This window comes from Bacillus sp. ATD, assembly GCF_050585765.1.
GTDB classification, from domain to species: domain Bacteria; phylum Bacillota; class Bacilli; order Bacillales; family Bacillaceae; genus Bacillus; species Bacillus stercoris.
This window is the reverse complement of the sequence record NZ_JBOBQH010000004.1, coordinates 55,774-73,405: the sequence shown is the minus strand read 5'-3', so window position 1 is coordinate 73,405 and position 17,632 is coordinate 55,774. Positions and strand designations below refer to the sequence as shown.

Here is a 17,632-nt window from a genome sequence, read left to right as displayed (position 1 = left end):
ACGATGCCGAATAAGCGGTTAATGCTATTACTTCTGTGTATTATCATATTGGTGGCTATGATTGGATTTTCGCTGAAGGGCGGCCGCAATACCACCTGGCCTGAGAAAGTGATCGGCGATACGACGGGAGTATTTCAAAATATTTTTCATACGCCTGCCGAATTTTTTGCAGGAATATTTGAGAACATCAATGATTTAAAAAACACATACAAAGAAAACGAGCGTCTGAGAGAAAAGCTTGACGGACAGACACAATATGAAGCCAAGCTTCAAGAGCTTGAAGAAGAAAACAAATCCTTGCGTGCCGAGCTTGGCCATGTCAAATCGATTAAGGATTACAAGCCGATTTTGGCAACGGTCATCGCCAGAAGCCCTGATAATTGGGCGAAACAGGTCACCATTAACAAGGGGACTCAGCAAAACGTAGCGAAAGATATGGCCGTTACGAACGAAAAAGGTGCATTAATCGGCAAGATCAAAAGTTCCGGACTGAACAATTTCACTTCAACTGTTCAGCTTTTAAGCGATACTGACCGCAATAACAGAGTCGCGACGAAAATTTCCGGAAAAAAAGGCAGCAAAGGCTACGGCTTGATCGAAGGATATGACAAAGAGAAAAAACGTCTGAAGATGACAATTATTGAGCGTAAGGATAAACAAGACGTGAAAAAAGGCGATCTTATTGAAACATCAGGCACAGGCGGTGTTTTCCCAGAAGGGCTGACAATCGGTGAAGTGACTGATATCGAGTCAGATTCCTATGGATTAACGAAGGTTGCTTATGTAAAACCTGCGGCTGACCTTACCGATTTAAATAATGTGATCGTTGTTAACCGTGACGTGCCGACTGTCGATACAGAGGAGGAAGGATCGTGAAACGTTTCTTTCTCCCTTTCGTTATGATGCTTGTTTTTTCTGCGGAAAGCATTTTTACAGATTTGGTGCATTTTCCTTTCGTTACAGACGACCAAGTGCTCGCTCCGCGTTTTTTGATGCTTGTATTGATATTCATGTCGGCTTTTATCAACCAAAAACACGCGATGATTTACGGATTTATTTTTGGTTTTCTATATGACATGAACTATACAAGTCTATTAGGCGTTTACATGTTTGGTTTTGCAGGGCTATGCTATTTGGCTTCAAAAGCGTTTAAAGTGCTGCATACAAACGCTTTTGTAGTGATATTGATAGCGGTTCTGGCTGTCTGTCTGCTCGAATTTTACGTATTCGGCATTCAGTCTTTGATTCATAAAGATATTATGACGTTTAACGGATTTGTGCTTGACCGGTTTATACCGACAATTTTATTGAATATTGTAGCAGCTCTTATTCTTGTTCTGCCGTTTAGATTATTTTTTATGAGTCTAAAGAAAGAATTGAGAGATGAGTAAAAAGGATTTTATCTTTTTTTGACGAAATGAGTATGTTGTTGAGGTGAATATTGTGAAGACCAAAAAGCAGCAATATGTAACGATAAAAGGAACAAAGAATGGGTTAACATTGCATCTGGATGATGCGTGTTCTTTTGATGAGCTTCTCGATGGTCTTCAGAATATGCTGTCAATTGAACAATATACCGATGGAAAAGGCCAGAAAATCAGCGTCCATGTTAAGCTGGGAAATCGCTTTTTATATAAGGAGCAAGAGGAACAGCTGACTGAATTGATTGCGTCAAAGAAAGATTTGTTTGTTCATTCTATTGACAGTGAAGTCATTACTAAAAAAGAAGCACAGCGGATAAAAGAGGAAGCCGAAATTATTTCTGTTTCAAAAATTGTCCGTTCAGGCCAGGTGCTGCAGGTAAAAGGCGACTTGCTCCTGATCGGTGATGTGAATCCCGGCGGAACAGTCAGGGCCGGAGGGAACATTTTTGTTCTGGGCTCCCTGAAAGGAATCGCGCACGCCGGTTTTAACGGAAATAATCAAGCGGTCATCGCCGCCTCTGAAATGCTGCCGACACAATTAAGAATCAATCATGTGTTAAATCGCTCCCCAGACCACATTCAAAAAGGGAACGAAATGGAATGTGCTTATTTAGATACAGACGGAAATATGGTCATTGAACGCCTTCAACATTTGGCTCATTTAAGACCTGATCTAACAAGGCTTGAGGGAGGAATGTGAATTGGGTGAGGCTATCGTAATAACTTCGGGAAAAGGCGGAGTAGGTAAAACAACAACATCTGCGAACCTCGGTACCGCCTTAGCCATTTTAGGGAAGCGCGTATGCTTAGTGGATACTGATATAGGACTGCGCAACCTTGATGTTGTAATGGGTCTTGAAAATAGAATTATTTACGATCTTGTAGACGTTGTAGAGGGCAGATGCAAAATGCATCAGGCGCTCGTAAAAGACAAACGTTTTGATGATCTGCTCTATTTAATGCCTGCTGCTCAAACGAGCGATAAGACAGCTGTTGCTCCTGAACAAATTAAAAACATGGTCCAAGAGCTCAAACAGGAATTTGACTATGTCATCATAGACTGTCCTGCGGGAATCGAGCAAGGGTACAAAAATGCCGTTTCCGGAGCTGATAAAGCGATTGTGGTCACTACGCCTGAAATCTCAGCCGTTCGTGATGCTGACCGTATTATAGGGCTGCTGGAGCAAGAAGAAAATGTTGAATCGCCGCGGCTTGTTGTAAACAGAATCAGAAATCACCTGATGAAAAACGGTGACACGATGGATATCGACGAAATCGTACAGCATCTGTCGATCGATTTGCTCGGAATCGTGGCTGATGATGATGAAGTCATTAAAGCTTCCAATCATGGCGAACCGATTGCGATGGACCCGAAAAACCGCGCTTCCATTGCATATCGAAATATTGCCCGCCGTATTTTAGGTGAATCTGTTCCTTTACAAGTGCTTGAAGAGCAAAACAAAGGAATGATGGCTAAGATTAAGTCATTTTTCGGCGTAAGATCTTAATGTGATAGAATCAAAGAGAAGAATCTGACAAAGCAAATGCTGTGTCAGGTTTTTTTGTTTTTGTCTGCTTTGTTCCTGACTAAACCGAATATTTGCCATGGACAAGACATATGATGTACAAACCCAACGAATGCAAAGGATGATGGCAATGAGTCACAGAGCAGATGAAATCAGAAAACGATTAGAGAAAAGAAGAAAACAGCTTTCCGGCTCAAAACGTTTCTCTACTCAGACAGTTTCTGAAAAGCAGAAACCCCCGTCCTGGGTGATGGTAACGGATCAGGAAAAGCATGGAACACTTCCGGTCTACGAAGATAACATGCCAACATTCAACGGAAAACACCCATTGGTGAAAACAGATTCAATTATCCTGAAATGTCTTCTTTCGGCCTGCCTTGTTCTCGTTTCGGCTATAGCCTATAAAACAAACATTGGACCTGCCAGCCAGATTAAACCCGCAGTTGCCAAAACTTTCGAAACTGAATTTCAATTTGCTTCGGCAAGCCATTGGTTTGAAACGAAATTTGGAAATCCGCTTGCTTTTCTGGCTCCTGAACACAAAGATAAGGAACAGCAGGTTGAAGTAAGCAAAGATCTGGTCGCGCCTGCATCCGGGAAAGTACAGCAGGATTTTCAGAACAATGGGGAAGGAATTAAAGTTGAAACAAGCAGCGATACGATTGATAGCGTAAAGGAAGGCTATGTGGTTGAAGTCAGCAAAGACAGCCAGACGGGATTGACGGTTAAGGTGCAGCATGCTGACAACACCTACAGTATTTATGGCGAGCTCAAAGATGTGGATGTTGCTTTATATGATTTTGTGGATAAAGGCAAAAAGCTTGGTTCAATTAAGCTTGATGATCATAATAAAGGGGTCTATTATTTTGCCATGAAAGACGGCGATAAATTTATTGATCCGATTCAGGTGATTTCATTTGAATAAATGGCTCGACCTTATCTTAAAGATCCATGTGCATCCTTTTCTTTGGATTATTGCGGCGCTGGGGCTGCTCACAGGCCATATGAAAGCATTATTATGTCTGCTCCTGATTGTATTGATTCATGAGCTGGGGCATGCTGCTCTGGCTGTGTTTTTTTCTTGGAGAATCAAGCGTGTATTTTTGCTGCCGTTTGGCGGAACGGTTGAAGTGGAAGAGCATGGGAATCGGCCGTTAAAGGAAGAATTTGCGGTCATTATTGCCGGCCCTCTTCAGCACATCTGGCTTCAGGTTGCTGCCTGGATGCTTGCAGAAGCCTCAGTGATTCATCAGCATACCTTTGAACTCTTCACCTTTTATAATCTTTCTATTTTATTTGTCAATCTACTGCCGATTTGGCCGCTGGATGGCGGAAAACTGTTATTTTTGTTGTTTTCCAAACAGCTGCCCTTTCAAAAGGCTCACCGGCTCAATCTAAAAACGTCGCTCTGCTTCTGCCTGTTGCTTGGGTGCTGGGTTTTATTTGTGATTCCTCTGCAAATCAGCGCATGGGTTTTGTTTGTCTTTCTGGCTGTTTCTTTGTTTGAGGAATATAGGCAAAGGCACTATATCCATGTGAGATTTCTTCTTGAAAGGTATTACGGAAAAAACCGGGATCTTGAGAAACTTCTGCCGCTGACAGTAAAGGCGGAGGATAAAGTCTATCACGTGATGGCCGAGTTCAAACGCGGCTGCAAACATCCAATTATTATTGAGAAATCAGGCGAGAAGCTCAGCCAGCTTGACGAGAATGAAGTGCTGCACGCTTACTTTGCCGATAAGCGGACGAATTCCTCCATGGAGGAACTGCTGCTGCCTTACTAAAATCGATTGACAAACGTCTTGTATTTTGGTATATTTTTTAATGTTATGGATGTAGCACCATTGCTACAACCGCTCAGTACAGGTGTTAAGAGCTTTTACAGCCCCCTGGTATCTGGCGAGTCTTAGTCTAATAGGAGGTGCAGAGAATGTACGCAATCATTAAAACAGGCGGTAAACAAATCAAAGTTGAAGAAGGCCAAACTGTTTACATCGAAAAACTTGCTGCTGAAGCAGGTGAAACAGTTACTTTTGAAGACGTTTTGTTTGTTGGCGGAGACAACGTGAAAGTCGGCAACCCTACAGTTGAAGGCGCGACAGTAACGGCTAAAGTTGAAAAACAAGGCCGCGCGAAAAAAATCACTGTTTTCAGATACAAAGCAAAGAAAAACGTTCATAAAAAACAAGGTCATCGTCAGCCTTACACTAAATTGACGATCGAAAAAATCAACGCGTAAGCATGATTCAGGCAACAATCAGAAGGTCTCATGATAAAGGCATATTGTCTTTTGAAATGACGGGCCATGCGAATTTTGCTGAACATGGACAAGATCTTGTTTGTGCCGGAGTGACAGCCGTTGTGTTTGGAGCCGTTAACGCGGTCATTGTGCTCGCAGGCTTCGAGCCGCTTCTTGATATAGGAGAGGACGGGGGTTATTTTTATTTTGAATTTCCTGAATCTCTTGATCCGGATGCGCGCCAAAAAGCTCAGCTGCTGATTGAAGGCATGATTGTTTCGCTAGAGACAATCGAACGAGATTACAAAGACAACTTGCGTGTGACCACAAACATAATATAGGAGGTGAGCTACATGCTTAGATTAGATCTTCAGTTTTTCGCTTCTAAAAAAGGAGTAGGTTCTACAAAGAACGGACGTGACTCTGAGGCTAAACGTTTAGGTGCTAAACGTGCTGACGGTCAATTCGTAACAGGCGGTTCTATCCTTTACCGTCAACGCGGAACAAAAATTTACCCAGGTGAAAACGTGGGCCGCGGCGGAGATGACACTCTATTTGCGAAAATCGACGGAACTGTTAAATTCGAACGTTTCGGCCGTGACCGCAAAAAAGTGAGCGTATATCCTGTAGCTCAATAATGATTCAAAAAACTCCGGTCGTTGATGACTGGAGTTTTTTTTGCAATACGCGGAGTAAACACCTAGAATGAAATGCAGAGTATGTGCGAGCAGACCCCGCCAAGAATGAGAATAAACATCTCAAACCCACTGGATATGTTCCCCAAGCAGTAATACATAAAATGTTCTGCCTGGCTGCAAATCAACCAAAGCGCCAGAAAAAAGGAACATGATATTTCTGGGAAAAACAATTGTTTTTCTAACAAAGCCTTCTCTGTTATAATTCATAATACACACTTATACAGACTCCTAAATAAGAAATTAAATGATTGGGAGTGCGAAAATGAAGGATGTTTCAAAAAATCAAGAAGAAAATATAAGCGACACGGCATTAACAAACGAACTGATTCATCTGCTTAGCCATTCCCGGCATGATTGGATGAATAAGCTGCAGCTGATTAAAGGAAACTTAAGCTTACAGAAGTATGATCGCGTCTTTGAAATGATTGAAGAAATGGTTATAGACGCAAAGCACGAATCAAAGCTCTCAAACCTGAAAACACCGCATTTGGCGTTTGATTTTCTTACATTTAATTGGAAAACCCATTATATGACGCTTGAATATGAAGTTCTTGGAGAAATTAAGGATTTGTCGGCTTATGACCAAAAGCTGGCGAAACTGATGAGAAAGCTGTTTGATTTGTTTGATCAAGCGGTCAGCAGAGAGAGTGAAAACCATTTAACGGTTTCGCTCCAAACAGATCATCCTGACAGACAATTGATTCTATACCTTGATTTCCACGGCGCCTTTGCCGATCCATCTGCTTTTGATGATATTCGGCAGAATGGATATGAGGAAGTTGATATCATGCGTTTTAAAATCACAAGTCACGAATGTCTGATTGAAATTGGATTGGACTAGCGGAGTTTTTAACGGTTAGAACGGAGGACATTATGTTTGTAGATCAGGTCAAAGTATATGTAAAAGGCGGCGACGGCGGCAACGGGATGGTTGCGTTTCGCCGTGAAAAGTATGTGCCAAAAGGCGGCCCTGCCGGCGGCGACGGAGGAAAGGGAGGAGACGTCGTTTTTGAAGTGGATGAAGGTCTCCGCACCCTAATGGATTTTAGATACAAAAAACACTTTAAAGCGATTCGCGGCGAGCATGGCATGTCCAAAAACCAGCACGGACGAAATGCTGATGATATGGTCATTAAAGTTCCGCCGGGCACCGTTGTGACAGACGATGATACAAAACAGGTCATCGCTGATTTAACAGAGCACGGACAGCGGGCTGTCATTGCAAGAGGCGGAAGAGGCGGAAGAGGGAATAGCCGCTTTGCTACACCGGCTAATCCCGCGCCTCAGCTTTCAGAAAACGGCGAGCCGGGAAAAGAACGCTACATTGTTCTTGAATTAAAAGTGCTTGCAGATGTCGGACTCGTCGGGTTCCCGAGCGTGGGAAAATCGACGTTGCTGTCTGTTGTCTCGTCTGCAAAGCCGAAAATAGCGGATTATCACTTTACAACGCTTGTGCCGAATCTCGGCATGGTTGAAACGGATGACGGGCGCAGCTTTGTAATGGCAGATTTACCAGGACTGATTGAGGGCGCACACCAAGGCGTCGGACTTGGCCATCAGTTTTTGCGCCATATTGAACGGACACGGGTTATTGTTCATGTCATTGACATGTCCGGCTTAGAAGGCCGCGATCCGTATGATGATTATGTCACGATTAATCAGGAACTGAGCGAGTACAATCTGCGACTCACTGAGCGTCCGCAAATTATCGTTGCAAATAAAATGGACATGCCGGAGGCTGCAGAAAATCTTGAAGCCTTTAAAGAAAAACTGACGGATGATTATCCGGTATTCCCGATCAGCGCGGTGACAAGAGAAGGCCTTCGCGAGCTTCTGTTTGAGGTTGCCAATCAGCTTGAGAACACACCGGAGTTCCCGCTGTATGATGAGGAAGAGCTTACACAAAACCGTGTCATGTACACGATGGAAAATGAAGAAGTGCCATTTAACATTACACGCGATCCAGACGGTGTATTTGTGCTTTCAGGAGACAGCCTTGAGCGATTATTCAAGATGACTGATTTCTCACGTGATGAATCGGTTAAACGGTTTGCGAGACAGATGCGCGGAATGGGTGTTGATGAAGCACTCAGAGAACGCGGAGCCAAGGATGGAGATATTATCAGGCTTCTGGAATTTGAATTTGAATTTATTGATTAATGAAAGTTGGCTGAGAAGAGAGCCTGGTGTCAGGCTCTCTATTTTAAAGGGGAGATGCAAATGAAAGAGGAGACATTTTATCTTGTCCGTGAAGATGTATTGCCCGATGCAATGAGAAAAACGTTGGAAGTCAAAAAGCTGCTTGATCGAAAAAAAGCAGACTCAGTAGCAGATGCCGTTCAAAAGGTTGATTTAAGCCGAAGTGCATTTTATAAATACAGAGATGCTGTTTTTCCATTCTATACTATGGTTAAAGAACAAATTATCACACTTTTCTTTCATTTAGAGGACAGGTCAGGTGCGTTATCTCAGCTCCTTCAGGCGGTAGCTGATTCTGGTAGCAACGTTCTTTCCATTCACCAGACCATTCCGCTTCAAGGGAGAGCAAATGTGACACTGTCTATCAGTACGTCTGCAATGGAAGAAGACATTCATACATTAATGAATAAGCTCAGGAAGTTTGATTTTGTAGAAAAGGTTGAAATATTAGGTTCAGGTGCATAAGGGAGAGAAAATCGTCATGAAAGTCGGTTATTTAGGTCCAGCAGCTACATTTACACATCTAGCAGTCAGTTCTTGTTTTCAAAACGGCGCCGAACATGTGGCTTACCGCACCATTCCGGAGTGTATAGATGCGGCAGTTGCAGGCGAAGTTGATTTCGCTTTTGTTCCTTTGGAAAATGCATTAGAAGGATCAGTAAATCTGACAATAGACTATTTAATACATGAACAGCCCTTGCCAATCGTGGGTGAAATGACGTTGCCGATCCATCAGCATTTGCTCGTCCATCCCTCTAGAGAGAATGCGTGGAAAGAGCTCGACAAAATTTACTCACATTCGCACGCGATTGCGCAATGCCATAAATTTCTCCATCGTCAATTTCCTTCCGTTCCATATGAATACGCCAATTCTACCGGGGCGGCAGCAAAGTTTGTCAGTGACCATCCCGAGCTGAATATCGGGGTCATTGCCAATGAGATGGCAGCTTCTACATACGAATTAAAAATCGTGGAACGGGATATACAGGATTATAGGGACAATCATACAAGATTTGTTATCCTGTCCCCGGATGAAAACATATCTTTTGAAGTGAATTCAAAATTGAGTTCCAGGCCGAAAACGACCTTAATGGTCATGCTTCCGCAGGATGATCAGTCGGGGGCGCTGCATAGAGTGCTGTCTGCATTTTCTTGGAGAAATTTAAACTTGTCAAAAATTGAGTCACGTCCGACTAAAACGGGATTAGGCCATTATTTCTTTATTATTGATATTGAGAAAGCGTTTGATGATGTATTGATTCCAGGAGCCATGCAGGAGCTTGAAGCGCTTGGCTGCAAAGTGAAGCTTTTGGGTGCATACCAGTCCTACCAATTATAAAAAAAGCCCTCTAGAGGGCTTTTTTTAGTCTTTAATTAAAATGCCGGCTTCTTCGAGTGCTTGGCAGGCTTGATCGATGCGGTGTTCATCAGATGCTGTCAATGTATGCAGATGCACGCCGTCGGTCAGCTGTGACAAGTAGGCAGCATTCGTAGAATTGATTTTTTTAATGAAATGGCTAACTTCCTTCCGGGTGCCTACTTGGATGGCTGCAGTTAAATCTCCGTAAACGGGATGCTCAATTTTTACGTCTTTCACTGTAACGCCTTCGTCCACGATGAGCTGCAGTTCCTCTTCTGTCCGTTCAGGACTGTGCAGACATGCTATGATCCTTTCCGCCTGCTGGTGCTGCTGAGCGGCCGCATCCATGTATACATATCCTTGGCTTGTGGCGATAATCGGTTCATTTTTCGCTTTCAAGAGCGATATATCCTGTACAATAACCTGTCTTGAAACGTTTGCTTTTTTTGCGAGTTCTCCTCCTGTCAGCGGTGATGCAGATTCCTTCAGCCACAGAAGAAGCTGGTCACGCCTGTTGGCGCCCATAAGCTTTAATTCCTCGGTCAATATCAAATTCTCCTTTCTTTTGTCCCCAAAGCATTGTAAACGTATGTAATAACTGATCCAGCTGGTCAGCTGTTGTATGCCTGCCAAAAGAGATGCGGATAAATTGCAGAGCCTCTTGTTCCGTTTTTCTTAATGCTTTCATCGTTGCTGACGGACCGTGGTAACCGGCAGAACAAGCGCTGCCCGTTGAAATGCAAATATTGCTCCGATTACATTCTAACATAACATATTGTCCTTCAAATGAGTGGAAAAAACACCCTACAATATGCGGAAGACATTCTGTTTGTGAAGTGTCTGCCGCAAGGGTTACAGGGAGAGACCGCATACGGATTTGGTCTAGAAAGTATGTTCTTAATGCCTCATTGCGGGATATCTGTTTTTCCATTTCGCTTACGATCCATTCCGCCGCGGCAGTGAAGGCTCCGATCCCGGGAACATTTACGGTGCCGGCCCTGAATCCTCGTTCGTGAGTAGTGAGAGGATAAACGGGTTTCCAAGGGACATCCGGCCGGATATAGACCGCACCCACTCCTTTAGGTCCATGGATTTTATGGCTCGATATTGAGAGTGCATCTACTCCCAAATCTTCTGTATTGATAGGAATTTTCCCAAACGTTTGAACAGCGTCGCAATGAAGAAGAATACCCCTGTTATGCAGGTATGAAGACAGACGTTGAATGGGCTGAATGATCCCGGTTTCAGAATTGGCATGCTGAATCGATATCAAGCCTGTCTCTGGACGGATATGAGCTGCTAATATTTCCTCGGTAATAAGCCCGTATTCATTCGGTTGAATGATGGTGACATCAAATCCATGCTGTTCCAGATATGCAGCACAGTTTTGAATAGACTGATGCTCCATGGCGGTCGTAATAAAATGTCTTTTCGTTTTTGGCAGGCCGTTTAGCAATGATTGAATGGCCAGAAAATTAGATTCAGTGCCGCCGCTTGTAAAATAGATGCCGCTTGCTTTACCGCTAATGATGTTGGCGATTTTTTCACGGCAGTACTCCAGTATGTGATTTGCTTTTCCTCCTGCATCGTGCAGGCTGCTTGCATTTCCGTACATATCCATGCTGAGCTTCTGATAAACGTTAAGAGCCTCCTCACAAATCGGCGTTGTCGCTGCATAATCTAAATAAATCATCCGGTCTTCCTCCATCCGTTCTCCATAAAAAACTCTTGAGTTTATTTTATCCTTGTGTAAATATAGGTGTCAAGACAGGTGTAAACAACAGGAGGGTGACATATGTCTAAAAAGACGATTGCAGTCATCGGTTCAGGGGCGGCGGCACTTTCTTTAGCGGCAGCTTTCCCGCCGTCATACGAAGTGACTGTTATCACAAAAAAAAGCGCCAAAAACAGCAATTCTGTCTATGCACAAGGCGGGATTGCTGCGGCCTATACAAAAGGTGACTCGATTGAAGCCCATCTGGAGGATACGTTATACGCAGGGTGCGGCCATAATAATCCAGCTATTGCAGCAGATGTTTTACATGATGGAAAAATGATGATTCAAAGCCTATTGGAGCGTGAATTTCCATTTGACCGCAATGAACGAGGCGATGTTTGTCTCGGAAGAGAAGGAGCCCACTCATACAACCGTATATTTCATGCGGGCGGAGACGCAACAGGCAGGCTGCTTGTCGATTATTTGCTCAAACGGATCGACAGCAAAATTAAGTTAATCGAGCATGAAACGGCAGCAGAGTTGCTTATAGAGGATGGCCGCTGTATCGGCGTTATGACAAAAGACTGCAAGGGGCGGCTCAAGGTAAGGCATGCAGACGAAGTTGTGCTGGCTGCCGGCGGCTGCGGGAACCTGTTTCTTCACCATACGAATGATCCCTCTGTCACAGGTGACGGTCTTTCTCTGGCTTACAGGGCCGGAGCGGAAGTAACGGATTTAGAGTTTACACAGTTTCACCCGACACTGCTTGTGAAAAATGGTGTTTCCTATGGGCTTGTTTCAGAAGCTGTCAGAGGGGAAGGCGGATGTTTAGTAGACGAAAACGGCCGCCGGGTTATGGCTGAACGGCACCCTTTAGGTGACCTGGCTCCAAGGGACGTTGTCTCACGGGTTATTCATGAGGAAATGGCAAAAGGAAATCACGTTTATATTGACTTCAGTGCGATTTCTGATTTTGAAGCGCGTTTCCCTACCATCACCGCCATTTGTGAAAAAGCAGGGGTTGATATCCATAGTGGAAAAATCCCTGTTGCGCCGGGAATGCACTTCTTAATGGGGGGTGTTTCAGTTAATCGCTGGGGAGAAACGACAGTACCGGGGCTTTATGCGATTGGCGAGACTGCATGCTCTGGTTTACATGGAGCAAACCGGCTTGCGAGCAATTCCTTATTGGAGGCGCTGGTGTTTGGTAAAAGAGCAGCAGAGCATATTATGCAAAAACCGGTTTATAACAGGCAATATCAAGCGACTCCCAAAAACGTATTCTACGAGGTGCCAGATATAGAGGTGCATGAACTGCAAAGCCAAATGACAAGCCACATGTCTATTCTGCGGGAACAAAGCAGTTTGATTGAGCTTAGCATCTGGCTTCATACGCTGCCTTTTCAAAAAATGAATGTGAAGGATATCACAATTCGGCAGCTGGAGCTTTCTCATTTATGGCAAACTGCAAAGCTGATGACGTTTTCTGCGCTTTTACGGGAGGAAAGCAGGGGGGCTCACTTCCGCACCGATTTTCCTCATGCTGAGGTGAGCTGGCAGGGAAGACAAATTGTCCATACAAAAAAAGGAACGAAGATCAGAATAAACGAGGGGATTTGGAACAATGAATCATTTACAGCTGAAAAAATTACTGAATCACTTTTTTCTTGAGGATATTGGGTCAGGGGATCTTACATCGCAGTCTATTTTTGGAGAGCAGAGCTGTGAAGCGGAGATTGTTGCAAAGTCAGAGGGGATCTTTGCAGGGGCTGCGGTGATAAAAGAAGGCTTTGCTTTATTAGATAAAAATGTTCAAATCATTTTACACAAAAAAGATGGGGACATTTTGCGAAAAGGTGAAGTGATTGCAGTATTACGAGGTCCGGCGGCAGCGCTTCTTTCAGGAGAGCGGGTCGTATTAAATCTTATTCAGAGGCTGTCAGGAATTGCGACGATGACAAGAGAGGCTGTCCACAGGCTGGATGATGAACAGATTAAAATTTGTGACACGAGAAAAACAACACCGGGGCTGAGAATGCTGGAAAAATACGCTGTCAGAGCGGGTGGCGGGTATAATCATCGATTCGGCTTGTATGACGGTGTCATGATTAAAGACAATCATATTGCTGCATGCGGCTCTATTTTAGAGGCATGCCAGAAAGCTCGTCAGGCCGTGGGGCACATGGTAAATATCGAAGTGGAAATTGAAACGGAGGACCAGCTTCGAGAAGCAATTGAAGCAGGAGCAGATGTTATTATGTTTGACAACTGTCCGCCAGATACGGTCCGTCATTTTTCAAAGCTCACACCGGATCATATAAAAACTGAAGCCTCTGGCGGGATTACGTTAGAATCTTTGCCTGCTTTTAAAGGGACGGGTGTGAATTATATTTCCTTAGGATTTCTGACTCATTCCGTCAAAAGTTTAGATATCAGCATGGATGTTACGTTATCAAATGAATCTGTGGAGGAATGCCGTTATGTCAATTCTTGATGTGATCAAACAATCGAATGATATGATGCCGGAGAGTTACAAAGGACTGTCAAGAAAGGATATGGAAATGCGTGTTGCCGCCATTAAGGAAAAGTTCGGCAGCAGGCTCTTTATACCAGGCCATCATTATCAAAAGGATGAAGTGATACAATTTGCTGACCAAACAGGCGACTCCCTGCAATTGGCCCAAGTAGCGGAAAAAAACAAAGAAGCGGATTACATCGTATTTTGCGGCGTTCACTTTATGGCAGAGACCGCTGATATGCTGACAGGCGAGCAGCAAACGGTTGTCCTGCCAGATATGAGAGCTGGATGTTCTATGGCTGACATGGCTGACATGCAGCAAACCAATAGGGCATGGGAGAAGCTTCAGCATATATTTGGAGATACGATCATACCTTTAACTTATGTGAACTCCACTGCGGAGATCAAGGCATTCGTCGGAAAGCATGGCGGAGCAACTGTGACTTCTTCGAATGCGAAAAAAGTGCTTGAATGGGCGTTTACACAGAAAAAAAGAATTTTATTTTTGCCTGATCAGCATTTAGGGAGAAATACGGCTTATGATCTGGGCATTGCGCTTGAAGATATGGCGGTGTGGGACCCGATTACAGATGAATTAGTGACTGAATCCGAGCATACGAATGTGAAAGTGATTTTGTGGAAAGGGCATTGTTCTGTTCACGAGAAATTCACCACTAAAAATATCCATGATATGAGAGAGCGTGACTCCGACATTCAGATCATTGTGCACCCGGAATGCTCCCACGAAGTCGTGACACTAAGCGATGATAGCGGATCAACTAAATATATTATCGACACAATCAACCAGGCTCCGGCGGGAAGCAAGTGGGCAATCGGGACAGAAATGAATCTTGTCCAGCGGATCATTCATGAGCACCCTGATAAACAAATCGAATCACTCAACCCTGACATGTGCCCTTGCCTGACAATGAACCGAATCGATTTGCCGCATTTGTTGTGGTCGTTGGAACAAATTGAAAAAGGAGAGCCTTCAGGCGTCATTAAGGTGCCAAAAGCCATTCAGGAGGATGCACTCCTTGCCCTGAATCGAATGCTTTCGATCACGTAGATCAGAAATATTTCCCTTCCTGTACTCATAACTTCTTTTGTTCAGGCATATGTTGTGAAGAAACATATTGTAAGCACAGCTGAACTGTTCACGTTTTGCATAGGAGGGGAAAACGTTGAAAATCCATATCGTTCAAAAAGGCGATTCGCTCTGGAAAATAGCTGAAAAGTACGGAGTCGATGTTGAGGAAGTGAAAAAACTCAATACACAGCTTAGTAATCCAGACTTAATCATGCCTGGAATGAAAATAAAAGTGCCGTCAGAAGGCGTCCCGGTCAGAAAAGAGCCAAAAGCGGGCAAAAGTCCTGCGGCCGGGAATGTGAAGCAAGAACATCCATATGCGAAAGAGAAGCCTAAATCCGTTGTCGACGTAGAAGACACAAAGCCGAAAGAAAAGAAGTCTGTGCCGTATGTCCCGCCGATGCCTAATTTGCAGGAAAATGTGTATCCTGAAGCTGATGTGAACGAGTATTATGATATGAAACAGCTTTTCCAGCCTTGGTCGCCTCCTAAACCGGAGGAGCCGAAAAAACATCATGACGGAAATATAGATCATATGTATCATATGCAAGATCAATTTCCACAACAGGAGGCTATGAGTAATATGGAAAATGCAAATTATCCGAATATGCCTAATATGCCAAAGGCGCCAGAAGTAGGCGGTGTAGAAGAAGAAAACGTTCATCACACAGTTCCGAATATGCCGGCTGTTCAGCCTTATTTTCATTATCCGGCTCATTTTGTACCATGTCCGGTGCCTGTTTCGCCAATTCTTCCAGGATCCGGATTGTGCTATCCGTTCTATCCTGCACATGCTTATCCGTATCCGATGCATGGATATCAGCCAGGCTTTGTCTCGCCTCAGTATGACTCGGGTTATGAAAACCAGCATCATGAAAACAGCCACCACGGAAATTACGGTTCATACGGTGATCCGCATTACGCATCTCCGGCTTATGGATCTCCGTATGGACATATGCCATATGGCCCTTATTATGGCACTCCCCAAGTAATGGGAGCGTACCAGCCTGCTGCGGCTCCTGGTTACATGCCGTACAAAGATCATGACGACTGCGGCTGTGACGGTGATCATCAGCCATATTTCTCTGCGCCTGGCCACTCGGGACTGGGATCTTATGGAAGTCCTAATATGCCATATGGCACAGCTAACCCAAATCCAAACCCATATTCGGCAGGAGTTTCTATGCCAATGACGAATCAGCCTTCTGTAAACCAAATGTTTGGCCGGCCGGAAGAAGAAAATGAGTGATCGTTCGGAACGATGTAAATCGTTCCTTTTTTTGTTTTCAAGCAGATCACTGCCAAATGGACAGAACTGACACGCTTAACATGCCCCTCGGACGCACATGATAAAAACGAGCAAACATGCTCAATTCGTCCACGGGGGGTTTTTCCATTGGGTAAAAAAATGACGATCGCTAGCTTGATTCTTATGACAGCCGGCTTAACAGCATGCGGAGCAAACGATAATAATGCGATGAATGATACGCGCAATAACGGCAATACCCGTCCAATCGGATATTATACAAATGAAAACGATGCTGACAGACAGGGAGACGGAATCGACCACGATGGTCCTGTTTCTGAATTAATGGAGGATCAGAACGACGGTAACCGAAACACCACGAATGTAAATAACCGTGACCGTGTTACTGCCGACGATCGCGTTCCTCTGGCTACTGATGGAACATATAACAACACGAATAACCGAAACATGAATCGGAATGTGGCGTACAACGGGTATGACAACCAAGAAAACAGAAGACTGGCGGCCAAAATTGCCAACCGTGTGAAACAAGTGAAAAATGTCAATGACACACAAGTGATGGTATCGGATGACCGAGTAGTTGTCGCAGTCAGAAGCCACAGGGATTTCACAAAGTCTGACAGAGATAATGTCGCAAAAGCTGCTCGCAACTATGCGAATGGCCGTGACGTCCAAGTATCGACAGATAAAGGGCTGTTCAGAAGACTTCATAAAATGAACACCCGCTAAAGATGAAAGGCTGCCGGAAGATAGTGATATTCGGCAGCCTTTTTCTTTGCATCAGCGAACAATACCCATTAAAGTGTACATAGAAAAAGGAAAAGCAGGTGAAAACATGGCAGGCCATTCTAAGTGGAAAAACATACAAAAGAGAAAAAATGCACAGGATGCAAAGCGCGGGAAAATATTTATGAAGCTTGCGAAAGAAATCTATGTGGCAGCGAAAGAAAGCGGAGCGGATCCGGAAGCAAATTCAGCATTGCGTCTAGTTATCGAAAAAGCAAAAGGCGCCAATATGCCAAATGAAAATATAGACCGGGCCATTAAAAAAGCTGCGGGAGGCCAAGATGGAAGCAGCTATGAAGAAATCACCTACGAAGGCTACGGTCCTTCAGGGATTGCCGTCATGGTTGAATGCGTAACAGATAATAAAAACCGAACGGCGTCAAATGTGCGAACTGCCTTTAATAAAAATGGCGGAAGTCTGGGAGAGAGCGGATGTGTAGCCTTTTTATTTGAACGGAAGGGATTCATTACGATAGACCGGACTAAACAGCAAATAGAAGAAGATGAACTCATGCTTGATGTGCTGGAAGCAGGAGGAGAAGAGCTGCGGGCTGAAGAAGACTTGTATGAGGTTTTAACAGAGCCTGAGTCTTTTGAAGAGGTAAAAACAGCGCTCGAATCGAAATATCCAATTTCTTCAGCGGGGGTGTCCATGCTCCCCAAAACCTATGCAGATGCCGATGACCAGGCTGTTGAGAAACTGGAAACATTAATAGACATCCTTGAAGATGATGATGATGTTCAAGAAGTGTATACCAATTATCGCTCATAAAAAACCGGCACGATGTCATATCGGGCCGGTTTTTAG

General features: G+C 44.2%; 21 protein-coding genes, 1 pseudogene and 1 other annotated feature. Of the genes and pseudogenes, 19 read left to right on the top strand and 3 right to left on the bottom strand.

Annotated features, from left to right (window positions below):
* The first annotated feature begins 3 nt into the window (after positions 1-3).
* The 9 genes from mreC to rpmA all read left to right on the top strand — a co-directional run bounded on the left by mreC (position 4) and on the right by rpmA (position 5,827).
* Complete coding sequence (gene mreC, locus ACQXR1_RS10970; RefSeq protein ID WP_040082268.1) at positions 4-876, top strand: rod shape-determining protein MreC; 873 nt, start codon at positions 4-6, stop codon at positions 874-876.
* On the top strand, positions 873-1,391 hold the full coding sequence (gene mreD / locus ACQXR1_RS10965) for a rod shape-determining protein MreD (RefSeq protein WP_430772113.1): 519 nt from the start codon (positions 873-875) through the stop codon (positions 1,389-1,391). The genes mreC and mreD overlap by 4 nt, the downstream gene beginning before the upstream one ends.
* A 52-nt stretch (positions 1,392-1,443) precedes the next feature.
* The gene (gene minC, locus ACQXR1_RS10960) at positions 1,444-2,124 is read left to right on the top strand and encodes a septum site-determining protein MinC (RefSeq protein ID WP_014664847.1); all 681 of its coding nucleotides are present in this window, start codon (positions 1,444-1,446) and stop codon (positions 2,122-2,124) included.
* A gap of 1 nt (position 2,125) precedes the next feature.
* Positions 2,126-2,932, top strand: coding sequence for a septum site-determining protein MinD (gene minD, locus ACQXR1_RS10955; RefSeq protein WP_014664846.1), 807 nt, complete (start codon positions 2,126-2,128; stop codon positions 2,930-2,932).
* 148 nt (positions 2,933-3,080) lie between these two features.
* Positions 3,081-3,875, top strand: coding sequence for a stage IV sporulation protein SpoIVFA (spoIVFA, locus tag ACQXR1_RS10950; protein WP_014664845.1), 795 nt, complete (start codon positions 3,081-3,083; stop codon positions 3,873-3,875).
* A complete protein-coding gene (spoIVFB, locus tag ACQXR1_RS10945; RefSeq protein WP_014664844.1) occupies positions 3,868-4,734 on the top strand; it encodes a stage IV sporulation intramembrane metalloprotease SpoIVFB in 867 nt (288 codons plus the stop codon). The genes spoIVFA and spoIVFB overlap by 8 nt, the downstream gene beginning before the upstream one ends.
* Before the next feature lie 57 nt (positions 4,735-4,791).
* Positions 4,792-4,867, top strand: a sequence feature (ribosomal protein L21 leader region).
* A 13-nt stretch (positions 4,868-4,880) separates the two neighbouring features.
* Positions 4,881-5,189 (top strand): 50S ribosomal protein L21, encoded by a 309-nt coding sequence (gene rplU / locus ACQXR1_RS10940; RefSeq protein ID WP_010330275.1) that lies wholly within the window; start codon positions 4,881-4,883, stop codon positions 5,187-5,189.
* 2 nt (positions 5,190-5,191) lie between these two features.
* Positions 5,192-5,530 carry a ribosomal-processing cysteine protease Prp gene (locus tag ACQXR1_RS10935; protein WP_014477547.1) on the top strand — a complete coding sequence of 113 codons (339 nt, stop codon included), beginning with the start codon at positions 5,192-5,194 and terminating at the stop codon, positions 5,528-5,530.
* Between the two features lie 12 nt (positions 5,531-5,542).
* On the top strand, positions 5,543-5,827 hold the full coding sequence (rpmA, locus tag ACQXR1_RS10930; protein ID WP_003222623.1) for a 50S ribosomal protein L27: 285 nt from the start codon (positions 5,543-5,545) through the stop codon (positions 5,825-5,827).
* A 120-nt stretch (positions 5,828-5,947) separates the two neighbouring features.
* Here the strand turns inward: rpmA and ACQXR1_RS10925 are convergent.
* Positions 5,948-6,072, bottom strand: a pseudogene (locus tag ACQXR1_RS10925) (hypothetical protein).
* Between the two features lie 77 nt (positions 6,073-6,149).
* Here ACQXR1_RS10925 and spo0B point away from each other — a divergent pair.
* From spo0B to pheA, 4 genes are read left to right on the top strand one after another with little or no spacing between them, the layout of a single operon-like run.
* A complete protein-coding gene (spo0B, locus tag ACQXR1_RS10920; RefSeq protein WP_014664842.1) occupies positions 6,150-6,728 on the top strand; it encodes a sporulation initiation phosphotransferase Sop0B in 579 nt (192 codons plus the stop codon).
* 32 nt (positions 6,729-6,760) lie between these two features.
* Positions 6,761-8,047: a GTPase ObgE gene (gene obgE / locus ACQXR1_RS10915; protein WP_014664841.1), complete on the top strand. Its 1,287-nt coding sequence runs from the start codon at positions 6,761-6,763 to the stop codon at positions 8,045-8,047.
* A 60-nt stretch (positions 8,048-8,107) separates the two neighbouring features.
* Positions 8,108-8,551 (top strand): transcriptional regulator ThrR, encoded by a 444-nt coding sequence (gene thrR, locus ACQXR1_RS10910; RefSeq protein ID WP_003222630.1) that lies wholly within the window; start codon positions 8,108-8,110, stop codon positions 8,549-8,551.
* Between the two features lie 16 nt (positions 8,552-8,567).
* Positions 8,568-9,425 (top strand): prephenate dehydratase, encoded by an 858-nt coding sequence (pheA, locus tag ACQXR1_RS10905; protein WP_430772111.1) that lies wholly within the window; start codon positions 8,568-8,570, stop codon positions 9,423-9,425.
* A gap of 24 nt (positions 9,426-9,449) precedes the next feature.
* Here the strand turns inward: pheA and ACQXR1_RS10900 are convergent, their stop codons facing one another.
* Positions 9,450-9,992, bottom strand: a complete 543-nt coding sequence (locus tag ACQXR1_RS10900) for a transcription repressor NadR (protein ID WP_014664839.1) — start codon at positions 9,990-9,992, stop codon at positions 9,450-9,452.
* On the bottom strand, positions 9,952-11,139 hold the full coding sequence (locus ACQXR1_RS10895; protein WP_430772110.1) for an IscS subfamily cysteine desulfurase: 1,188 nt from the start codon (positions 11,137-11,139) through the stop codon (positions 9,952-9,954). The genes ACQXR1_RS10900 and ACQXR1_RS10895 overlap by 41 nt, the downstream gene beginning before the upstream one ends.
* Positions 11,140-11,241: 102 nt before the next feature.
* Between ACQXR1_RS10895 and nadB the strand changes: the two genes are divergently transcribed.
* The 6 genes from nadB (at position 11,242) to ACQXR1_RS10865 (ending at position 17,596) form a co-directional block, all read left to right on the top strand.
* A complete protein-coding gene (nadB, locus tag ACQXR1_RS10890) occupies positions 11,242-12,834 on the top strand; it encodes an L-aspartate oxidase (RefSeq protein ID WP_069839616.1) in 1,593 nt (530 codons plus the stop codon).
* The gene (gene nadC, locus ACQXR1_RS10885; protein WP_014664836.1) at positions 12,788-13,657 is read left to right on the top strand and encodes a carboxylating nicotinate-nucleotide diphosphorylase; all 870 of its coding nucleotides are present in this window, start codon (positions 12,788-12,790) and stop codon (positions 13,655-13,657) included. Before nadB ends, nadC begins: the two co-directional genes overlap by 47 nt.
* On the top strand, positions 13,644-14,750 hold the full coding sequence (nadA, locus tag ACQXR1_RS10880) for a quinolinate synthase NadA (RefSeq protein ID WP_430772108.1): 1,107 nt from the start codon (positions 13,644-13,646) through the stop codon (positions 14,748-14,750). Before nadC ends, nadA begins: the two co-directional genes overlap by 14 nt.
* 115 nt (positions 14,751-14,865) lie before the next feature.
* Complete coding sequence (safA, locus tag ACQXR1_RS10875) at positions 14,866-16,020, top strand: spore coat assembly protein SafA (protein WP_430772106.1); 1,155 nt, start codon at positions 14,866-14,868, stop codon at positions 16,018-16,020.
* Between the two features lie 147 nt (positions 16,021-16,167).
* Positions 16,168-16,767, top strand: a complete 600-nt coding sequence (gene sgpA / locus ACQXR1_RS10870; RefSeq protein WP_040082279.1) for a spore germination protein SgpA — start codon at positions 16,168-16,170, stop codon at positions 16,765-16,767.
* 106 nt (positions 16,768-16,873) lie between these two features.
* Positions 16,874-17,596, top strand: a complete 723-nt coding sequence (locus tag ACQXR1_RS10865) for a YebC/PmpR family DNA-binding transcriptional regulator (protein WP_227099011.1) — start codon at positions 16,874-16,876, stop codon at positions 17,594-17,596.
* The last annotated feature ends 36 nt before the right edge of the window (positions 17,597-17,632 follow it).